Consider the following 20,256-nt stretch of genomic DNA (forward strand, 5'->3'; position numbering starts at 1 on the left):
GCCGCCGCACGGAGGCGGCCCGGGCCCTCGCGTGTGCGGGCCGAGGGCCACGGGTCGTGGAGAGGACCTCGTGCGGTGCGTGTCCGGGCGCTACGCTGGCTCAGGTGTCGGTGACCGCCCGGACCCGCGGCGACGCGGAAGCGCCACGACGGGTGCCGTGCCACGACGACGATCCGGGCGACCGCGAAAGGCCCCCATGGAGCTCATCCTCCCCGGCGGAGACATCGTGCGGATCTCCGGGGCGATGGCGGAGGCGCTGCGCGAGGCCGAGCCCCACCCCACGGACCGCACGGTGTTCCGTGTCCGCGTCTACGCGGGGGTCCCGACACTGGACGGGCTCCGACGCCGCGGCCTGGTGACCGCGGGGGACGGGGAGGACGACTGGCGGCTGACCGAACGCGGCCGACAGGCGCGCGGCCGGCTCGCGGCCGAACCCGGCGCGTCGGGTCGCGGCGGGGGCGCGGCGCCGCTGGGCGGACCCGGCGGGCGGCCCCTGCGCGCGACCCTGCACCCCGACATCGGACGGGACGACGCGGACCGCCTGCGTGCGGCGCTGGGCGGACGGAGCGGCCGCCCGGACGCCCAGGACCGGCCCCGGCCCGAGGACACGGGCGTGCGCGTCGGCAAGGGCATGCGCGCGGCCTATCTCGGCCTCGCGGCGGTCGCGTACACGACCATGATGGCCGCCGGACCGGTGCCCGCGCTCATCGTCCTGTTCGTCGGGGCCACCGTCGTGCTGGTCGTGCGGGGTGTCACCGGTGAGCCGCACACGGGTCCCGCCGTGCGAGCACCGGCCCCGGGCAACGTCACCGCCGAGTTCGCCGGCCGGTTCGTCGAGCCGCGGATCCTCGACGACCAGGCGCGCGACCTGCTCGGCCGGGCCCAGCGCGCCGTGGACACCGTGCTCGAATCGTCGCTGCACGACCGGGGCCTGCTGTTGGACACGGCGCGCAACCGCGTGGTGCTCGCCGACATCGAGTGGGCGATCGCGCGGAGCCTGGAACGGCACACCGTGTACCGGCACCAGATCGCCGCCGTGCCCACTCCGGGGGAGCGCAGTCGCAGGGCGGCCGAGCGCGCCCGTGCCGCGCTCGACGAGGACGTGCGTGCCGTCCTGGGCCGGATCGCGCGGCTGGAGGACTACGCGGACAAGGTGGGCACGGCGGAACTGGAGATCGAGGACCGCCGGGCGGCCGCCCGGTTGGACGCGATCACCGAGTCCACGCTGCGGGCCGGGGCGGCGGCCCCGTACGAGGACGCCACCCTGAGGTCGCTGGTGGAGGCCCAGCAACTGGCGCTGGAGCTGGCCTCCCTGACCACCCCGGAGAGTCCCCCGGAAGCCGCCGGGCCGTGAGGGCGATCCCGTCCCCGCCGAGGCCGCACCGCCGGGCCCCGCACCGCGGGGCCCGCACCGCCGGGCCCCGCACCGCGGGGCCCGCGGACGGTCAGGGCTTGCGCGCCACGCCGCCGTACTGGGCGACCTCGACGGGGCCGCCCAGGTCGGTGGACTCCGGGCGCCAGAACGGCACGGAGACCACGCCCGGCTCCAGGAGCTCCATCCCGTCGAAGAACCGCTCGAGTTCGGCGACCGTGCGCAGGTGGATGGGCGCGGAGGCCTCCGCGTTCCACTGCCTGGCCGCCTCGACGATCTGCGGACTGGTGTCGGTGCTGTCGCACAGGGCCAGGTAGCTGCCGGAGGGCAGCGCGTCCACGTAGGTGCGCGCGATCGCGTAGGTCGCGTCGTCGGCGGGGAAGTGTCCCAGGGTGCCCATGATGGTCAACCCGATCGGCTCTGAGAAGTCCAGGTGCTCGCGTGCCTGGGCCAGGAGCGACTCGGCCTGGACCAGGTCGGCGTCGAGGTAGTGCGTGCTGCCCTCCGGGGAGCTGGTCAGCAGCGCGCGGGCGTGCGTGAGCACGAGGGGGTCGTTGTCGGCGTAGACGACCTTGGACTCGGGCGCGATGCGCTGGGCGACCTCGTGGGTGTTGTTGGCGGTGGGCAGACCCGTTCCGATGTCGAGGAACTGGCGGATACCCGCCTCCCTGGCCAGGAAGGCGACCGTGCGGACGAGGAAGTCGCGGTCGGCCCGGGCGAGGGTGACGATCTCCGGGGAGCTTTCCTTGATCTGTTCGCCCAGGCCGCGGTCCACGGGGTAGTGGTCCTTGCCGCCGAGCCAGTAGTTGAGTACGCGCGCGGAGTGGGGAACGGTGCTGTCGATGAGCGGAGCGTCCGTCACGGAGTCGCCTTCCAGGGCTGAGGGAGTGTCGTCCGTAGTGTTCCGGTGATCGGATGTCGTGCGCAACCCGGAAGCCCTGGCGGGCGGGCGTTCCCGTGCGTTCGGCGGCCGGTCGGGTCCGCGGAGCGGGCGGCTTCCCGCGTTCGGTGGTGGCCATGCGTTCCGGTCGTGGCCTGAACCGGACACGGTGCCTGGTGTGATCGCACCACGACCGATCGTGACGATTGCCAGGGTGGAGGCATGCCGGACCGACCCCCGATGTTCGCCGTCCACGCCACGATGCCCTTCGCGCTCGCGCTTTCCGTGGCCCTCGCCCTCACCCTCTCGCTCGTGGCGGACGACTCGCACACCCCGCCCGGCGTCCTGCGGGCGAGAAGCGCGTGCGTCGAGGTGCTTGACGCCGCTCCCGGATCACCGCGGTGCGCGGACGGAGGGAGGGGCGGGCGCGCGCGGGTGCGTTCCCGGGCCCGGTGTGCGCGGGCGCGCGCCACGGGCGGTGGCCGACGCGACCGCCGGTGCGGTGCGCGCGGTACGGCGCGGGGCGCACCGCCACGCTGCCGGCACCGCTGAGGGTGTCAACCGGTGACGCGGTCGCGGGTGTGCAGGGTCGCCGCTTCCGCGGCGGCCCACCCGGCCTCCCAGCCCTGGGTGTTGGTGGGGACGCTCAGCTCGGTCTGCTCCACCTCGGGGAAGGTGGTGTGGAAGGCCTCCTCCACGCGCTCGGAGCGGCGCGCCAGGACAGGCACGAGGTCGGTCCCCGCCTGGGCGTGCTCGCGCACCGCCTCCCGCTCACCGGTGTGCGAGGCCAGCATGAGGCGTTCGCCGATCCGGTCGGCGAAGGCCGACAGGAACGACGCCCGGAAGGATCTGGTGGTGGAGCGCCCGTGGCGGTCGCGGGTGGAACCGGCCAGGCGCATCGCGGTGGTGGCCTGCACCAGCAGCGACGTGAACAGCAGTTCCACGGCGTCGACGTCGCCGGGGTAGCCCAGCACCGTGCACAGGGCGAGCTGCCGGTGCCATACGGCGCGGCAGCGGTTGGCCTGGGCGATGACGTTGAGCAGGGCGGCCTTGTACGACTCGTAGGGCGCGTCCACGGGAAGCCGCCGCCCGTGGACCTCGCCGGTGCCCCCGGACTCGGCGACCACGGCCGCGTGGTCGATGCTGTGCCGCGCCATGAGCTCCTGGGCCCGGCCGGTGAGCGCCTCGGCCTCCTCGGGGAACTCGGTCGCCTCGGCCTTGGCCAGGAGGTGGCGGATCCGGGCGAGCTTGGCGGGGTCGATCCCGTCCTCGGGCGTCGTCGAGCTGGCCTGGCCGGGGGGCGGGCACAGCACCTGGAGTCCGGGCAGTGACCGCAGCACGGCGGTCACCCGTACGGCCAGGCGGACGGTGTGGAGCCGGTCCAGGCCGTGGCGCTCGGCGAACCGCCGCGCGTGGTCGGTGTCGGCGCCCCACCACGTTCGCGCGTCCAGGTCGCGCAGTTGGCGTGACCACTCGGGCGCGATCCGGGCGGCGGCGTAGCGGCGGTTCTCGGCGGCGACCATGTCCGTGGCCAGGGCGCCGGCGGTGCGGTCCAGTTCACGGGTGAGCACGCGCACCAGTTCGGTGGGCTGCCAGCCGTTCTCCCAGGACCGCGTGACCTGGCGTTCCAGACCGGAGAACAGGGCGCGGTCGACCGCGCGTCCCCAGCCCGGCACGCCGGGTTCGGCGAGTTCGGCCAGGGTGGCGTCCAGTTGGGTGTCGCCGCCGCGGCGCAACGCGTCCACGGCGAGAGCGACCAGCCGGCGCGCGTGTTCCTCGGGCAGGGGCGGTGCCGTGGTGCCGGGGGAGGCGGGTGCGGCGGGCCCGCGCTGTGCGTCCCGGCGGCGCTGCCGTTCGCCTGTCGTCCTCAGCCTGGCACGCCGCCGTTCACGGTTGCCCTTGCCCATGCGCATCCGGTTCCCATCGAGACGCTCGGTTCTCCTGAGGACTAAGGATGTCAGGAATTCCAGGCGCCGTGGCCGCCCTGTGGACAACGTCGCGCCCGTGTCCGCGGCGCGAATCCCGGCGAGGGGTCGGCGCCGGTGCGGACCCGCGTCGATCACGTGTGGGGCCTCAGTGATGAATGCGGTGTCGTTTCCTTTTCATCGGCATGGTGATGGTCGGGGCGTTGTCCACGGAAAGGGAACGTCTCTGGAGAACTTCGGATTCCGTTGGTAGAATTTCCCGCTGGAAGCCCCTTCCCTCACCGCCGCGGGCCGCCGCGGGGGCTCGCCCCTTCGCCCCTGCGGGCGGGTGCACGGCAGGCCACGGGCCTCTCTGCGCGCCCCGTCCGGCCATTCTCCCCGACCGCCACGTGAAGAACGGCGGTGAACCGTTCTTCCCCGACGTCCCGCGTCCCGTCACACGCTCGCCCCTTCCGTCGACCGCGCGAATTCCCCCGAAGGACGGCCGATGAGCACAGCGGAAGCGCACTACACCTCGGTGGAGTCCGGGCCGACCGGCGATCCCGGATTCCAGTTCGTCCACGTGTCCCCCGGACTGCGTCCCGCGCTCCTGCGCCGGATCGAGCGGCTCCTGTCCTACGAACCCCCGCCCGCCATGCCCGTGCGGCCCGACCCGGCCGAACTCTCCGACTTCCCGGTCGCCCTCAGCCACACCAGGCTCACCAACGACACCACGGTCCTCAGCCACACCGTCTACGTCGGCCGCGACCACACCGGGCGGTACGGCAACTACTACGCCCACGCCCTGGTGCTGCACGGGGCCCGCGGGTCCGGGGCCCTGCCCATCGACACCTGGGGCTCCTCCCTGTGGCGGACGGCGGCGCAGGACGCCCGGGCCGACACCCGAACCGGCCCTGCCGCCGACACGGCACCACAGGCGGAAGCGGGGTCCACCGCCGGGGGAGGGACGGCCGACCGGCACGCTGTCCAGGGCCTCCCGCACGGACCGGCCCTCCTGTCGCCGGACCGCCTCACGGCCTTCGCCCGCCGCCACCCGGGCAGGGTCGCGGCCGTGCTCACCGACGTCCTCCGGGCGCTGGACGAGGACGGCGGCGCCGACCGGCAGGTCGTCCTGGTCGGCTCCAGCACCGAGGCCGCCCACTGGATCGCCCTGGCGTGCCACAGCCTGCCCGCCGACCTGGCCGAACGGCTCACCTTCACCACCTACACCCGGCGCCCCGACCTGTCGCCGCACCACGTCATCGGCGTCACCGAGGACTGTGCCGCGGCCGTCGCCGACAACGCGAGCGCCGACCGGTACCGGGTGCACCGGAGCACCGGCCCCGACCTCGACCCCGCCCCCGGCACCGCACCGATCACCTGGGCCGTCGCGGCCGCGGCGCTCTGGGAGGCCGGCCACGGCGACCTCCTGCGCGAGACCGTCTCCGCGGACCCTCCGGACCCTCCGGACCCTTCCGGCCCTCCGACCCCAGGCCCACCCCTGACGCGACGGGTACAGGACCTGGGCGGCGCCCTGGCCTGCGCCGCCCTGGCCGAGGGGATCGGACTCCCGGCCGAGGCGGCCTCCGCCGCCCTCTCCTGGTGCCGCGAGCGCGTCGACGAGCACCCCCGCGCATGGTGGGCGACGCTCATCGCCGCGCTCACCGCCGGCGCACCACCGCGCCCGGAACCGGTCCGCGACCTCGCCACCGCCCTGGAACGCCGGTTCGACTCCGCCCTCACCGCGCCGCTGGTCGCCGCCGCCCTCGGGTCGCTGCCCGCCCTGCTCGTGGACGAGCCGGACCACGCGGACCTGCGCGAGGTGCTGCGCTGGGCGCGTTCCCGGCTCGGGGCGACGGGTGAGGACCGCCTGCTGCGGCCCGCCCGTCGCGCACTCCAGGACGCGCTCACCCGCGACGGCACCCCGGTCCACGTCCTGCTCGACCTGTTCCGGTTGAGCGACGTGCTCGTGCAGCCCCACCTCCAGGAGGAGCACGCCGTTCGGCTCCTGGTGCCGCCGCTGCTCGACGGCGGCCCCGCCCGCGCGGAGGTCGCGGCTCTCCTCGGTGAACCCGGGCAGGCCCGGTCGCGCTCGGTCGTCCTGCGTGCCCTGGACACCCGCGCCCGCGACGAGCCCGGGCCCGTCCTGGAGCTGGTCGCCCAGGACGCGCCGGCCTGGCTGCTCGACCCGCCACCGCCGCCGCTGCGCGCGCTGCGGGCCGTCCAACGACTCGTCGCCGCGCGCCGGGGCGCTCACGGCACCCGTGCCGACGACGACCGTGCCCCGGCCGCCCGCCCCGAGGACACCGGTCGCGCCGACCTCGACGAGTTCGCCCTGGTCGCCGAGACCCTCGCCCCCGGCGGCGAGCCGGACGGCGCCTCGGTGCGGCTGGCCCTGCGCATGGTGTGGGCCGGGAGCGCGCCCGACCCCGGCCGGGCGGCGCGCATGCTGCGGGCCTGCCCCCACCCCGACGTGGCCGAGGCCGCCTCGGCCCTCGTGGTCGGAGCGCCACGGCCGCACCGCCGCGTCACGGCCCTCGCCGACCTGCTCATGGACCACCACCTGGACCTCTTCCCGTCCCGGCACCGGCCGGTGGTGGAACTCGTGGCGCTCACCGGTCGCCTGCGCGACGTGGACAGGGGAACGGGCACCGACCGGGTGGTCCGCCGCCACATGGAACTGCTCCTGAGCCGGGCCGGACGCGGTCCGCTGGGCGAGGACGCCGCCCGCGCGGTGGTCGACCGGGTGGTGGACCCCGAAGGCTTCGCCGCCGCCGACCGCGTCTTCGCCCTGGAGTTCGCGGAGTTCGCGGCCCGGGCCACCCCGGAGCTGGCCGCGGCCTACATCCGGCGGGCGCGCGCCGAACTCCCGCCCGCCCTGCGCGGCGACCACCGCATGTGCGCCGCGCACGCGTGGCTGTGGTGGTCGCGCGGAGGGACCCCCGCCTGGGAGTCGGCGCGGGACACCCTCCTGGAGCAGGTCCTGGCCCCGGCCCTGCGCGCACTGCGCCCGGCCCGGCGGCGTGACGCCTACGCGCTGATCGAGGCGGTGGCCCCCGACACCGCCGCCCAGGTGCGCTCCTGGATGGCGCGAGGCGCCCCCGGGCGGGTCCGCCCGGGCGGGCTCGGGACCGTGCTGCGCCGGGTCGGTCCCGGGCGTGTACGGGCTCCGGCCGACCGCTCCGCCCGTCCGGTGTTCCGCCCCTGAGCGGCCCAGGGCGTTGACGGACACGTCGAGCGGGCCCGAGGCGCGGCCACGGGCCTCGGGGCGTTCGCCGGTGGAGGTGTCCTGAGTTCACGCCGCGGGGGCATGTCACGGCCGCCCCGAGGAACATCGTGCGGGCCTCGCGGACCCCGCGGCCACGGCCGGGCACGCCGCGTGGACCTCAAGGGAGCGGTGGACACCGGTACCGGGCCGGTGGGCGCCGGCACGGGACCGGCCGCGCACCGACCGGACGTGTCGGTGCGCGGCCGGACCAGGTCGCGGACGATCCAGGGGATGTCAGGACAGGCTGAGCAACAGGTCCCCGCCCTCGACGCGCTGGACGTCCTCGACCGCGATCCGCTGGACCGTTCCGGCCTTGGGCGCGGTGATCGACGCCTCCATCTTCATCGCCTCGATCGTGGCCACCGTGTCACCGGCCGCCACCTCGTCGCCCTCGGCCACCGTCAGCGTCACCACGCCGGCGAAGGGCACCGCCACGTGCCCCGGGTTCGCGCGGTCGGCCTTCTCGGCCTCGCGCACCGCCGAGGACAGGGCGCGGTCGCGGATCTGCAGCGGCCGCAGCTGGTCGTTGAGCGTGGTCATCACCGTGCGCACGCCACGGTCGTCGGCCTCGCTGACCGCCTCCAGCCCGATCAGCAGCCGCACACCCGGCTCCAGGTCCACCACGTGCTCCTCGCCCTCGCGCAGCCCGTAGAAGAAGTCCGGGCTGGCGAGCACGCTGGTGTCGCTGTAGGCGGCGCGGTGCGCCTGGAACTCCCGGGTCGGGCCGGGGAAGAGCAGGCGGTTGAGCGTCACGCGCCGGTCCTTGGCCAGGCCGACCCGGTCCTCCTCCGTCAGCTCCTCGGTCGGACGGGCCTCCGCGCGCCCGCGCAGGGCCTTGGTGCGGAACGGCTCCGGCCAGGCGCCGGGCGGCACGCCCAGCTCGCCCCGCAGGAAGCCGATCACCGAGTCGGGGATGTCGAACCGGTCCGGGTCCGCCTCGAAGTCCTCGGGCGACACCCCCGCCCCGACCAGGTGCAGGGCCAGGTCGCCCACCACCTTGGACGAGGGCGTGACCTTGACCAGCCGGCCCAGCATCCGGTCGGCGGCCGCGTACATCGCCTCGATGTCCTCGAACCGGTCGCCCAGCCCCAGCGCGATCGCCTGGGTGCGCAGGTTGGACAGCTGCCCGCCCGGGATCTCGTGCGTGTACACCCGTCCCGTGGGCGAGGCCAGACCGGCCTCGAAGGGCGCGTACACCCGGCGCACGGCCTCCCAGTACGGCTCCAGCGCGTTCACCGCGCCCAGGTCCAGCCCGGTCGACCGGTCGGAGTGGTCGAAGGCCGCCACGATCGCCGACAGCGACGGCTGCGAGGTCGTGCCAGCCATCGACGCCACCGCTCCGTCGACGGCGTCCGCGCCCGCGTTCACCGCCGCCAGGTAGGTGGCCAGCTGCCCGCCCGGGGTGTCGTGCGTGTGGATGTGCACCGGCAGGTCGAACTCCCGGCGCAGCGCCGTGACCAGCCGCTCGGCCGCCGGGGCGCGCAGCAGCCCGGCCATGTCCTTGACCGCCAGCACGTGGGCGCCCGCCTGGACGATGCGCTCGGCCAGGCCCAGGTAGTAGTCCAGCGTGTAGAGCTTCTCGGCCGGGTCGGACAGGTCCGAGGTGTAGCACAGCGCGACCTCGGCGACCCCCGTGCCGGTCTCCCGGACGGCCTCGATCGCCGGCCGCATCTGCTCGACGTCGTTGAGCGCGTCGAAGATGCGGAACACGTCCACCCCCGTGGCAGCCGCCTCCTGCACGAACGCCGAGGTCACCTCCGCGGGGTAGGGGGTGTAGCCGACCGTGTTGCGGCCGCGCAGCAGCATCTGCAGGCAGATGTTGGGTACCGCCTCGCGCAGCGCGGCCAGCCGCTCCCAGGGGTCCTCGGCCAGGAACCGCAGCGCGACGTCGTAGGTCGCCCCGCCCCAGCACTCCAGCGACAGCAGGTCGGGCAGGGTGCGCGCCACCGTTGGCGCCACGGCGAGCAGGTCCCTGGTCCGCACCCGGGTGGCCAGCAGCGACTGGTGCGCGTCACGGAAGGTCGTGTCGGTGACCCCCAGGCGGTCGGAGGAGCGCAGCCAGCGCGCGAACCCGTCCGGCCCCAGCTCGTCCAACGTCTGCTTGGATCCGGCCCGTGGGGCGTCCTCCCCGGTCACGGGCAGCTTGGCGACCGGGTCGATCAGGTGCGGGCGGTCCCCGTGCGGCTTGTTCACCGTCACGTCGGCCAGGTAGGTGAGCAGGCGCGTGCCACGGTCCGCCGAGGGGCGGGCGGTCAGCAGCTGCGGGCGCTCCTCGATGAAGGAGGTGGTCACCCGCCCCTGCTGGAAGTCCGGGTCGTCCAGAACGGCCTGCAGGAACGGGATGTTCGTCGCGATACCGCGGATGCGGAACTCCGCCACGGCGCGCCGCGCCCGGCTCACCGCGGTCTCGAAGTCCCGGCCCCGGCAGCTGAGCTTGACCAGCAGCGAGTCGAAGTAGGCGCTCACCTCGGTACCGGCCGAGGCCGTGCCGCCGTCCAGTCGGATGCCCGAACCGCCGGGGGAGCGGTAGGCGCTGATCGTTCCGGTGTCCGGGCGGAAGCCGTTGGCCGGGTCCTCGGTGGTGATCCGGCACTGCAGCGCGGCACCGCGCAGCGAGACGGAGTCCTGGCTCAGCCCCAGGTCGTCCAGGGTCTCCCCGGCGGCGATGCGCAGCTGCGACTGGACCAGGTCGACGTCGGTCACCTCCTCGGTCACCGTGTGCTCCACCTGGATGCGCGGGTTCATCTCGATGAAGACGTGGTTGCCGTCCCGGTCCACCAGGAACTCGACCGTGCCCGCGTTGCGGTAGCCGATCCGGCGGGCGAAGCGCACCGCGTCGTCGCACATGCGGTCGCGCAGCTCCGGGTCCAGGTTGGGCGCGGGCGCCAGCTCGACCACCTTCTGGTGGCGGCGCTGGACCGAGCAGTCCCGCTCGAAGAGGTGGATCACGTTGCCCTCGCCGTCGGCGAGGATCTGCACCTCGATGTGGCGGGGCTCGACGACGGCCTTCTCCAGGAACACCGTGGGGTCGTCGAAGGCCGCTCCGGCCTCGCGCATGGCGGCCTCGACCGACTCGCGCAGCGCCCCGGGGGTGTCGACCCGGCGCATCCCCCGGCCGCCACCGCCCGCGACGGCCTTGACGAACAGCGGGAAGCCGACCTCCTCGGAGGCGGCCACCAGGGCGTCGACGTCCGTGGTCGGCGCGGAGGAACCCAGCACCGGCACGCCGGCCTCGCGGGCCGCGGCCACGGCGGTGGCCTTGTTCCCGGTCAGCTCCAGAACCTCCGCCGGCGGACCGACGAACGTGATCCCGGCCTCACGGCACGCCCGCGCCAGCTCCGGGTTCTCCGACAGGAAGCCGTAACCGGGGTAGACCGCGTCCGCGCCCGCCTCCAGCGCGGTGCGCACGATCTCGTCCACGGACAGGTAGGCGCGCACCGGGTGGCCCTGCTCGCCGATCTGGTAGGCCTCGTCGGCCTTGAGGCGGTGGAGGGAGTTGCGGTCCTCGTGCGGGAAGACCGCGACGGTCCTCGCCCGCAACTCGTTGCCCGCGCGCAACGCGCGGATCGCGATCTCTCCGCGGTTGGCCACGAGTATCTTCTGGAACATGCTGGCTGCCTCCTGAGTCTGCTCCCCTGCTGGGGTGGGACCCCGCGGCGCCATTGCCGGTGTCCGATTCCCCCGCGCACAAGGTCAGGGGGCACCATAACCATCCGGCCCCGCCCGAGTACGCACCGGGTCCGCCCACGGCACCCGCGCAGTGGAGTATGCCCCCGGGACGGGCGCTCCATCCCGGCCGAACACGCCCCGGCGCGACGCGGTCATCCGGTCGCCCCTTACCCCGCGGGGCGGGACCCGCCACAATCGAGGGCATGAACAAGGCAAGGTGGATCTGGGCCATGGCGGCGAGCATCGGGATCTTGGCCGCGCTGGGAGCCGGACTGTGGTTCGGCGGCGGACCCGGTACCCGCAACGGGTGGGAGGCCGCATCGTGGGCTGCCGGTATCGTCGCGGCCCTGGCGCTGATCGCCACCGTTCTCACCTGGGCCATCGTCCCGCGAACCCGTGCCTCCGCCGCTCCGTCCCATGCGAAGGGCGCGGGAAGCGTGGTGAACACGGTGGCCGGCGACGTGACCGGGGGCACGGTGATCCAGGCCCGGGACGCGCGCATCGTCGGAGGCACCCACACCGGCGAACCCCCGCGGGGAACGATGGAGGGCGGACAAGGCGAGCGCGACCGGTGAATCCCGCGTGGAGGGGCCCGGGGGAGGTCCCGGGCGCCGCCCGAACACCGGGAACGGGCGCACCGCACGGACGCCGGGCCGTCGGCGACGGCCGGATCCGTGCGGCGCGCCCTACGCGATCAGCAGTGGAGGGTCACCTCCCTGCTGGTCTCACTGGAGTTCCACAGTCCGTTGTCGCCCACGATGCGCAGCCGGTGCTCGTGGGTGCCGGCGCATGCCGCCGACAGGGTCCGCGAGCTGCTGCCGACCCAGCGCACGTGTGAGTCCCTGGCCCACCCCCACCAGCGGGAGCTCTCCAGGTAGGCGTTGAAGGTCCAGTTCGTCGGGCAACCGGAGCTGCCCGCGCGGGCGGCCACGGTCCTGGAACCGCTCATGTACGGGGCATTGGCGTAGAAGCTGCACGCGGCGGCCTCGGCCGCGGCCGCCTCCTGAGCGTGCACCGGCGGCGCGGTCAGAGCGGTCGCGAGGACCGCGCTCCCCAGAGCGAGCGCGGCGGCGCGCATCAATGTCGACACGTTGGTTCCTTCGTCGAAGCGGGTGTTCCACGGAAGGCTTCACCCGTCGCGAATATCGGAAAACGAGGATGCGTCGGGGAGGAGAAACGCGCACGGAAGGCCGATCAGAATTTCTGCCTTGCCCCGAAATATCCGCGCTGGAATCGTCCGGACTCGCGATCGTCCGCCTCACCTGCGTGGCGGGTCGGCGTCCCGAACCCGCCTTCGCCGCTGTCCATATCGTGCGTAGTCGACCCCGCCGCCACCGTTCGCCGCCTTCGTGTCCGCGAAGGCACACTGATTCGGCTGTGCGGGTTCATCACTTCCCGCCGGCGGAATCATCTCTCGCACCCTCGGCCGATTCCCTCGCCGCCCCGGCCCTCGCGGCGGCCCTCGCGTCCCTCGACGCCCGTGCGGCCCGGCGGGCGTGCTCGGTGGGGCGGATGCGCAGGTCCTCGCTCGTGCGCTCGGTGCCGTCCTGGGCGACGAAGCCGACCCGGACGGGCTGCTCCGAGGCGTCGTCGACCACGGCCAGCGGTGCGCCCTCCGGCTGCAGGTGCTTGGCACCCCACTGCAACAGCGCCAGCACCACGGGCGTGAGGTCGCGGCCCTTGTCCGTGGGGACGTACTCGTACCTGGTCCGACTGCCCGGCTCCTTGTAGGGGCGACGGGCCAGCAGCCCGGCCTCCGTCAACTGCTTGAGGCGGGCCGAGGCGACCGCCTCCGTCACGCCGACGCGCTCGACGAAGAGCTCGAACCGACGGGTCCCGTACAGCAGGGCCTCGCGCAGGATCAGCATCGACGAGCGGGGGCCGATGGCGTCCAACGCCATGACCAGGCCGCACTCGTCCGGATGCCAGGAGCGCAGATCGGCGAGGGAGCGGTCGAGCTTGATGTTCATGCCCAGAAGCCTAACCGCGCGCCTCTGACTTGACAGATCCATAGCCAGCGTCCTAGCTTCCTGGCTATGGATAGCCATAGTCAGACGCTGCGCGAAGGCACGTGGCCCACCGTGTTCGCGGAGCGGTGGGCCGGTTTCGGCGGCACGCACGGCGGCCTGGTGGCCGCCGGCCTCCACCAGGCCGTCACCGACCTCCTCGGCGGCACGCCCGGGTCGCTGTCGGCCCACTTCCTCGAAGCGGTGCCGCCCGGGCCCGCGGAGATCACGGTGCGCGAGCTGCGCGGCGGCCGGTCCGCGTCCGCCCTCGCCGCGATCGACGGTCGGGCGACCGCCCTGGTCCGGCACGTCCACGGGCCGGAGTCGCCCACGACGATCCGACCCGGTGCGTCCCCGCCCGCGTCGCCCCTCGGACCACCCTCCGAGTCGCCGCCCCCCGAACCCGAGACCCTGGAACGCTTCGCCCTGCCGAGCGCCCTGGTCGCCTTCGGCGCCCACGTCGACATCCGACCGCTCGGCGCCTCGCGCCCGCTCGCCGCCGGAACCGACCCCGCCTACACGGCCTGGATCCGGATCGACCCGCGGGCCCCCGGTATCGACCACCTGGACGCGTCGTCCCGGCGCCTGATCCTCATCGACGCGATGCCGCCCGGCCTCTTCGCCGTCTGGGACCGGCCCGCGCCCGTCCCGACCCTGGAACTGTCGGTGCACTTCGCGCCCTGCCGCGACGACTCCCCGTGGCACCTGGTCCGCCACCGCACCGTCTGGGCGTCCGCCGACCTGTGCGTGGACGAGACCACCCTGCACACCCGGCGCGGCGAACTCGCCGCCCAGGGGCGCCAACTCCGCCGCATCCTGCCCGTCTGATCCCCGACACCGCCACGGGCCCCTCCCCGCCGAGGCCACGGGTCGCCGGAGAAGTCACGCGACCCCTCACCAGAGAAGGACAAGGACATGCCCGAAGCAGTCATCGTCGACGCCGTACGCACACCCATCGGCAAGGGCAAGCCGACCGGCGCCCTGCACGACGTCAACGCCGTCGACCTGCTGGCGCACAGCCTCGAAGCCCTCACGGCGCGCACCGGCCTGGACCCGGCCCTGGTGGACGACGTCATCGGCGGCGTCGTCACCCAGCACGGCGAGCAGGCGGCCAACATGACCCGGCGTGCCCTGCTCGCCGCCGGATACCCCGAGTCCGTCCCCGCCACCACCGTCGACCGCCAGTGCGGCAGCAGCCAGCAGGCCGTCCACTTCGCCGCTCAGGGGGTGATCGCGGGCGCCTACGACATCGTCGTCGCCGCGGGTGTGGAATCCATGGGACGGGTGCCCATGGGAACGAACCTGGTCGGCTCGGCCGACCCGCTCGGTTCGGGATTCGCCAAGCGCTACCCCGAGGGGCTCGTGGGCCAGGGCGTGGCGGCCGAACTGATCGCGGCGCGCTGGGGCATCTCCCGACAGCGGATGGACGAGTTCGCCCTCACCAGCCACGCCCGGGCCGCCGAGGCCACCCGGCGCGGCGCCTTCGAGGGCCAGCTCGCCCCCATCGGCGGCCTGACCACCGACGAGGGCATCCGCGAGGGCGGCACCCTGGACACCCTCGCCGCTCTGCGCCCCGCCTACCGTGACGACGACACCGCCGCCCGGTTCCCGCAGATCACCTGGGACGTCACCGCGGGCAACGCCAGCCCGCTCAGCAACGGCAGCGCCGCCGTCCTCATCATGAGCGCGGAGCGCGCCGCCGAGCTCGGGCTGCGCCCGCTCGCCCGGCTGCACAGCTTCGCCGTCGCCGCCGACGACCCGCTGTACATGCTCACCGCGGTCATCCCGTCCACCCGCAAGGTGCTGGACCGGGCCGGGCTGTCCATGGACGACATCGACCTGTTCGAGATCAACGAGGCCTTCGCCTCCGTCGTGCTGGCCTGGGCGGCCGAGACCGGTGCCGACCCCGACCGCGTCAACGTCAACGGCGGCGCGATCGCCCTCGGCCACCCGCTCGGCGCCAGCGGGGCCCGGTTGATGACCACCCTCGTGCACGCTCTCCACGAGCACGGCGGCCGCTACGGTCTCCAGGCCATGTGCGAGGCGGGCGGCCTGTCCAACGCGACCGTCGTCGAACGGCTGTGAACCGATCCCGCCCTCACGGTGGGGGAGCGGCGCCCCGCCGGAGCGAAGCGGCTGGTCGGAGGACTACTATTTCCCGGCGTCGGAAAAAGGGGGTGTCATCCGTCCCATCGGTGAAACGACGCGTCGTGTCGGCTCCTCATTGACAGGGGTGCGGTCAAGGCGAATATTCCGTTCCGGGGGCGCACGAAAATGCCCGACTCCGAATATTCCCCATTCCCCCCGCAAGGAGCAGACACATGCGCTCGTCCCACTCACTGCGCCGCGCCTCGGCCGTTCTCCTGGGCCTGGTCGTCGCCGCGTTCGCCCTTCCCGCCACGGTGTCCGCGGACACCGTCGAGGCCACGGGCGGCACCGGGCCCTACGACGCCGAGTACACGACCACGTGGCGCCTGCGCGACCACACGATCTACCGTCCGTCCGACCTCCCGGACGAGGAGCCGCTGCCGATCGTGGCCTGGGGCAACGGCGCCTGCCGTGCCGACGGCACGTGGTTCGAGAACATCTTGACCGAGTTCGCATCGCACGGCTACCTGGTCATCGCCAACGGCCGTCCGGGCGGCAGCGGTCAGACCGACGCCGAGATGCTCACGGAGGCCGTCGACTGGGCGGTCCGGGAGAACACGCGCCTGTTCAGCCCGTACCGAGGCAGGCTCGACACCGACAGCATCGCGGTGATGGGGCAGTCCTGCGGCGGGCTGGAGACCTACGAGGTGGCCGACGATCCCCGCATCGACACCACGGTGATCTGGAACAGCGGGATGTTCAGCGACGCCGACCCGAACCGGCTCGACCACCTGCACGCCCCGATCGCCTACTTCACCGGCGGCCCGAGCGACATCGCCTACGAGAACGCCCTGAACGACTGGGACGACCTGCCCAGCGGCCTGCCCGCCTTCATGGGACACCTCGACGTCGGCCACTACGGCACCTTCGCCGAGCCCAACGGCGGCGAGTACGGCCGCGTGGGCACCGCCTGGCTGGACTGGCAGCTCAAGGGCGACACCCAGGCCCGCGCCCGGTTCGTCGGCGGTGACTGCGGTCTGTGCACCGACCCGGACTGGGACACCGACCAGAAGAACCTCTCCTAGCCACACCCGGTCACGGGTGCAGGAGGATGAACCGGGGCGCGGGAGTGCGGCCCCGGTTCATCCGTGTGCCGGAACGGAAGGCGTCGGCATTGTTCCCGGCTTGTCCATTCGACATCTGGAGCGCCGTGCGGCGCATTCCGAATCCGCCGGGATAACGCGGCTCGCTCGATGCCGAAACGGACGGCCGCGCAGAACACGAAACCGAGAACCATCGGTCGGCGAAAGGCGTGACGGCGCCGGTCGACACCTTTCGGCGGACGACTCCTAGGTGACCTGCCACTGCTGGTTGTCGCCGCCCCAGCAGGACCAGAGCTGGGCTCTGGACGTGTCCCGGCCGACGTCCAGGCAGAGGCCGGACGCGTCACTGCGCAGGGTGCCGTCGGAGTGGAAGGTCCACTTCTGGTTGTCCTGGCCGTTGCAGTCGTAGATGCCGACCCTCGTGCCGTCGGTCGCGCCCCCGCCCAGGGCGTCCAGGCACTTCGCGCCGTCGTAGACGGTGATCTCTCCGGAGGCCGTCCTGGTCCACTGCTGGTTCGAACCGCCGTTGCAGTCCCAGATCTGGACCTGGGTGCGGTTCTCCCGCGTGCCTCCGGGAACGTCGAGGCAGCCCGGTACGCCGACGTTCTCCAGCCCCGTGTCCGGCGTGCTGTCGTCGAGGCCGAACGCGTACTCGAGCCGGTCGATCTGGGTGGGGTTGCGCACGCTCAGCGTCAGGTCGGTGCCGCTGCCGTGGAGGGCGTAGAGGGAGTACCAGTCGTAGTCGGGCCTGTAGGTGTGCTTGCCGCCCAGGGCCGGCCAGTAGACCGCGCCCATGTCGAGGTCGTGGACGGCGTCGGTGGCGGCGCGCATGTAGCGGACGAAGTTGTCCGAGCTGTTCGGCTCGTTGTAGTCGCGGCCGTCGTCCATCGGGGCGCCGAACTCGTCCAGGATGGTGCGCGTGCCGCAGGAACCGATCCGGTCCCGGAACAGGCTGATCCACTCGTCGTAGCTCATGGAATCGAACTGGAACGCGTAGATGTGCAGCGACAGGTGGGTTCCGTCCAGGCGGCTGTCGCCGCACACCGAGGTGACCTCGCTGTTGTAGCCGCTGCCGCTCACGACGATCCGGTCCCTGGGGACCGAGGGGTAGCGCGCGACCCAGTCGGCGGCGATGTCGGCCCACGCGCCGGCGCTGTAGCCGTGGGGCTCGTTCATCGGCTGGAAGTAGACCAGGCCGTTGGACCCGTACTCGTCGACGAGGGCGTCCCACATCTCGTCGAAGGCGGCCTCGTCCACGATCCTGCCGCCGGAGGAGGCGCCGTCCTCCCAGTAGCCGAGGATCACCTTCATGCCCCTGGCCGTCGCGGCGTCGATGGCTCCGGCGTAGGAGTCACCCCAGTCCGTGCCGGGGACGGAGTAGGTGTTGACGGGCAGCCGGACGGTGTTGGCGCCGACGGTGCTCTGGAAACCGCGGTAGACGGCGTCCGCCTTGGCGCTGACGGTCGCGTAGTCGTCGGACCGGTCCAGTCCTTCGAGGACGAGGGGGCCGTCGACGAAGTTGTCGCCGGGAACCGCCCAGTTCACACCCGCGAACTGCGAGGCGTCCAGGTCGGCCGCCGCGGCCGGGGGCGCGGCGGACATGATGCCGACCGGTACGGCGAGCAGCGTGGTCAGCGAGGCGGCCAGCATCGCGCGGAGCAGGCGCCTGTGCGCGGGGGGTGCGGGGGAACGGCCGCCTCGGGGGGTACGGGCGACACGGGGGTGGAGCATGGTTCTCCTCATTCAGGGGGGCAACGCCAGGGCCGCGGGTTCGTGTCGGATGTGCCTTCCCGTGAGAGCCGGACCAGCGGCCTGTTTTCACCGCATGCGTTGAACCAGAAATAGTCGGCAACAGCACGAATCCGCTACCTCTCAATCATGAACGAACAAGAACATACATAGACGAACAGATCGGCTTCGTGAGAGAGTGCCGGATGACCCAAGACCGACCGTTCGCCCACCAGCGCAGGGAACGGCTCATGGGCGAGTTGCGCCGGCACGGCACCGTACGGGTCCGCGACCTCGCGAGGCTGCTGGAGGTCAGCGAGCTGACCGTACGGCGTGACATCGCCGCCCTGGCCGCACGCGGGCTGCTCACCAAGGTGCACGGGGGCGCCACCCTGCCGACCGATCTCCATGCGGGCCAGACCCCGGCACGCCGCAACCGCCCCACGGCGGCGTCCCTGACGATCGGCATGGTCGTGCCCTCGCTGGACTACTACTGGCCACGGGTCGTCAGGGGCGCACGCGCGGCCTCCGCCGCCCTCGGCGTGCAGCTCCAGTTGCGCGGCTCCAGCTACGACCAGGCCGAGGACCGCCGCCAGATCAGCCGGCTGATCGAGGCCGGGCAGGTGCAGGGCCTCCTCCTGGCCCCCAACCTCGACGGTGGGGGCGTCGACGAGATGGTCGACTGGATCAGCGACCTGCCGGTGCCGACGATCATGGTGGAGCGGCAGTTCCCCCACTGGACGCCGAACCAGCTGGAGTGGGTGCGCAGCGACCACGCGCTGGGTCTGGAGATGGCCGTGCGCCACCTCCACGCACAGGGCCACCGCCGTGTCGGACTGGTGCTGTCCGAGGGCAGTCCGACGTCGGCCCACCTCGTGCAGGGCTGGTTCAAGGCCTGCGAGGAGCTCGACCTGCCCAGCGATTTCGTGGTCCGGCAGGGGGTGTCCCTCCACGTGCCGGGCCACCGCCAGATCATCGAGGGCATCCTGGACCGGTGCCGCAGGTCCAGGATCACGGCGTTGATCGTGCACAGTGACCCCGACGCCATCTCCGTGGCCCAGTACCTCACCGAACAGGGGATCGCGATCCCGGACGACATCGCGCTGGTCGGCTACGACGACGAGGTCGCCCACCTCGCGCAGCCGGCGATCACGGCCGTCCGACCGCCCAAGGCCCGCGTCGGCCGGGTCGCGGTCGAGATGATGGTCTCCCGGCTCCTGGAGGGCAGGCGCCGCCCCGGCCAACGCGTGCTCGTCCTCCCGGAACTGAACCTGCGCGACTCCTCCGTCAGGAGAACAGAGCCACGGTGACACCACAGGGCGAGAGCACCCCCGGAGGGCAGGACCGGCGGAACAGCGTCTCCGGCGTGCGCGGGGCTTCCGCTCGCGCGGCATACTCGACGGTGGACGCGCACGATCGCCGCGAGCTCCGGGAGGTGCTGTGGGAGAGAAAGAACCGGACAGCCGCTGGGCCGAACTGACCGGTGGGCGAAGCGGGGCGCGTTACGCCGCCAGGTTCGCCGAGCTGGCCGCGTCCGGGGCCGACGTGCATGGGGAGGCCCGCTTCTGTGCGGCGCTGCTCGAACCCGGCGCACGCGTACTCGACGCGGGTTGCGGCACCGGGCGTGTCGCGATCCGGCTCGCCCAGGGGGGCTACGACTGCGTCGGCGTGGACCTCGACGCCTCCATGCTCGCCGAGGCACGCCGGGCCGCCCCGGCCATGACGTGGCTGGAGGCCGATCTCGCCGAGATCGACTCCCTGGGCCTGGAACCGGACTTCGACATGGTCGTGGCGGCGGGCAACGTCATTCCGTTGCTCGCAGAGGGGACCGAGGCGGCGGTGATCGCCTGCCTGGCAGCGCTGTTGAAGCCCGGAGGCCTGTTCGTCACGGGTTTCGGCGTCGATGCCGCTCACCTGCCGCTGACCTCGGCGCCGGTCACCTTGGAGGACTACGACCGCTGGTGTGCGCGAAGCGGATTGGAGCCAGTGCGGCGGTGCGCCACCTGGGATGGTGATCCCTACAGGGGTGGCGGCTACGCGGTGAACGTGCACGTGCGTGCCTCCGCGGTCCTGCGGCCGGGCGATCGCGCCTGATCGAGGATGTGCGCACTCGATGCACGTGAACTCGGCCCCGTTGTGGGCCGATCACAGGTGCGGTACCACACCCAGCGGCTCCAGAATCCGGATTCCATAGAACCTCCACACACGCCGGCCGGACTACAGCCGACCGGGGACGAC

At 73.1% G+C, this 20,256-nt stretch carries 14 protein-coding genes; 8 read left to right on the forward strand and 6 right to left on the reverse strand.

Going from position 1 to position 20,256, the window contains the following annotated elements:
* Positions 1–196: 196 nt before the first annotated feature.
* A complete protein-coding gene (locus HNR10_RS27995; RefSeq protein WP_179828697.1) occupies positions 197–1,354 on the forward strand; it encodes a hypothetical protein in 1,158 nt (385 codons plus the stop codon).
* A gap of 91 nt (positions 1,355–1,445) precedes the next feature.
* Here HNR10_RS27995 and HNR10_RS28000 read toward each other — a convergent pair whose 3' ends face one another.
* Both HNR10_RS28000 and HNR10_RS28005 read right to left on the reverse strand, forming a co-directional pair.
* A complete protein-coding gene (locus HNR10_RS28000; RefSeq protein WP_179828699.1) occupies positions 1,446–2,234 on the reverse strand; it encodes an SAM-dependent methyltransferase in 789 nt (262 codons plus the stop codon).
* A gap of 575 nt (positions 2,235–2,809) precedes the next feature.
* A complete protein-coding gene (locus HNR10_RS28005; RefSeq protein ID WP_246406440.1) occupies positions 2,810–4,165 on the reverse strand; it encodes a DUF2786 domain-containing protein in 1,356 nt (451 codons plus the stop codon).
* A 499-nt stretch (positions 4,166–4,664) separates the two neighbouring features.
* On the opposite strand from HNR10_RS28005, the gene HNR10_RS28010 reads away from it, so the two are divergent.
* The gene (locus tag HNR10_RS28010) at positions 4,665–7,364 is read left to right on the forward strand and encodes a GTPase-associated protein 1-related protein (protein ID WP_179828701.1); all 2,700 of its coding nucleotides are present in this window, start codon (positions 4,665–4,667) and stop codon (positions 7,362–7,364) included.
* Positions 7,365–7,658: 294 nt separating this feature from the next.
* Here the strand turns inward: HNR10_RS28010 and HNR10_RS28015 are convergent, their stop codons facing one another.
* The gene (locus HNR10_RS28015) at positions 7,659–11,033 is read right to left on the reverse strand and encodes a pyruvate carboxylase (RefSeq protein WP_179828703.1); all 3,375 of its coding nucleotides are present in this window, start codon (positions 11,031–11,033) and stop codon (positions 7,659–7,661) included.
* A gap of 263 nt (positions 11,034–11,296) precedes the next feature.
* On the opposite strand from HNR10_RS28015, the gene HNR10_RS28020 reads away from it, so the two are divergent.
* Positions 11,297–11,668 carry a hypothetical protein gene (locus HNR10_RS28020; RefSeq protein WP_179828705.1) on the forward strand — a complete coding sequence of 124 codons (372 nt, stop codon included), beginning with the start codon at positions 11,297–11,299 and terminating at the stop codon, positions 11,666–11,668.
* 119 nt (positions 11,669–11,787) lie between these two features.
* Here HNR10_RS28020 and HNR10_RS28025 read toward each other — a convergent pair whose 3' ends face one another.
* Positions 11,788–12,183 carry a hypothetical protein gene (locus tag HNR10_RS28025; protein WP_179828707.1) on the reverse strand — a complete coding sequence of 132 codons (396 nt, stop codon included), beginning with the start codon at positions 12,181–12,183 and terminating at the stop codon, positions 11,788–11,790.
* A 298-nt stretch (positions 12,184–12,481) separates the two neighbouring features.
* Positions 12,482–13,063: a winged helix-turn-helix transcriptional regulator gene (locus HNR10_RS28030; protein ID WP_179828709.1), complete on the reverse strand. Its 582-nt coding sequence runs from the start codon at positions 13,061–13,063 to the stop codon at positions 12,482–12,484.
* 66 nt (positions 13,064–13,129) lie between these two features.
* Between HNR10_RS28030 and HNR10_RS28035 the strand changes: the two genes are divergently transcribed.
* The 3 genes from HNR10_RS28035 (at position 13,130) to HNR10_RS28045 (ending at position 16,272) form a co-directional block, all read left to right on the forward strand.
* On the forward strand, positions 13,130–13,927 hold the full coding sequence (locus tag HNR10_RS28035) for an acyl-CoA thioesterase (protein WP_179828710.1): 798 nt from the start codon (positions 13,130–13,132) through the stop codon (positions 13,925–13,927).
* 87 nt (positions 13,928–14,014) lie between these two features.
* A complete protein-coding gene (locus HNR10_RS28040; RefSeq protein WP_179828712.1) occupies positions 14,015–15,184 on the forward strand; it encodes a thiolase family protein in 1,170 nt (389 codons plus the stop codon).
* 236 nt (positions 15,185–15,420) lie between these two features.
* A complete protein-coding gene (locus HNR10_RS28045) occupies positions 15,421–16,272 on the forward strand; it encodes an alpha/beta hydrolase (protein ID WP_179828714.1) in 852 nt (283 codons plus the stop codon).
* Between the two features lie 264 nt (positions 16,273–16,536).
* On the opposite strand, the gene HNR10_RS28050 is transcribed toward HNR10_RS28045, so the two are convergent.
* Complete coding sequence (locus HNR10_RS28050) at positions 16,537–18,021, reverse strand: ricin-type beta-trefoil lectin domain protein (protein ID WP_179828717.1); 1,485 nt, start codon at positions 18,019–18,021, stop codon at positions 16,537–16,539.
* A gap of 203 nt (positions 18,022–18,224) precedes the next feature.
* Between HNR10_RS28050 and HNR10_RS28055 the strand changes: the two genes are divergently transcribed.
* Both HNR10_RS28055 and HNR10_RS28060 read left to right on the forward strand, forming a co-directional pair.
* Complete coding sequence (locus HNR10_RS28055; RefSeq protein ID WP_179828719.1) at positions 18,225–19,328, forward strand: substrate-binding domain-containing protein; 1,104 nt, start codon at positions 18,225–18,227, stop codon at positions 19,326–19,328.
* 130 nt (positions 19,329–19,458) lie between these two features.
* Positions 19,459–20,112 (forward strand): class I SAM-dependent methyltransferase, encoded by a 654-nt coding sequence (locus HNR10_RS28060; protein ID WP_218898092.1) that lies wholly within the window; start codon positions 19,459–19,461, stop codon positions 20,110–20,112.
* The last annotated feature ends 144 nt before the right edge of the window (positions 20,113–20,256 follow it).

Origin of the sequence: Nocardiopsis aegyptia, from assembly GCF_013410755.1 — a bacterium.
GTDB classification, from domain to species: Bacteria; Actinomycetota; Actinomycetes; order Streptosporangiales; family Streptosporangiaceae; genus Nocardiopsis; species Nocardiopsis aegyptia.

Bases quoted from the DNA above. Each gene is read 5' to 3' on its own strand.
- HNR10_RS27995 (WP_179828697.1), top strand. From the start codon at position 197: ATGGAGCTCATCCTCCCCGGCGGAGACATCGTGCGGATCTCCGGGGCG.
- HNR10_RS28005 (WP_246406440.1), bottom strand. From the start codon at position 4,165: ATGCGCATGGGCAAGGGCAACCGTGAACGGCGGCGTGCCAGGCTGAGG.
- HNR10_RS28010 (WP_179828701.1), top strand. From the start codon at position 4,665: ATGAGCACAGCGGAAGCGCACTACACCTCGGTGGAGTCCGGGCCGACC.
- HNR10_RS28015 (WP_179828703.1), bottom strand. From the start codon at position 11,033: ATGTTCCAGAAGATACTCGTGGCCAACCGCGGAGAGATCGCGATCCGC.
- HNR10_RS28020 (WP_179828705.1), top strand. From the start codon at position 11,297: ATGAACAAGGCAAGGTGGATCTGGGCCATGGCGGCGAGCATCGGGATC.
- HNR10_RS28030 (WP_179828709.1), bottom strand. From the start codon at position 13,063: ATGAACATCAAGCTCGACCGCTCCCTCGCCGATCTGCGCTCCTGGCAT.
- HNR10_RS28035 (WP_179828710.1), top strand. From the start codon at position 13,130: ATGGATAGCCATAGTCAGACGCTGCGCGAAGGCACGTGGCCCACCGTG.
- HNR10_RS28040 (WP_179828712.1), top strand. From the start codon at position 14,015: ATGCCCGAAGCAGTCATCGTCGACGCCGTACGCACACCCATCGGCAAG.
- HNR10_RS28045 (WP_179828714.1), top strand. From the start codon at position 15,421: ATGCGCTCGTCCCACTCACTGCGCCGCGCCTCGGCCGTTCTCCTGGGC.
- HNR10_RS28050 (WP_179828717.1), bottom strand. From the start codon at position 18,021: ATGCTCCACCCCCGTGTCGCCCGTACCCCCCGAGGCGGCCGTTCCCCC.
- HNR10_RS28055 (WP_179828719.1), top strand. From the start codon at position 18,225: ATGACCCAAGACCGACCGTTCGCCCACCAGCGCAGGGAACGGCTCATG.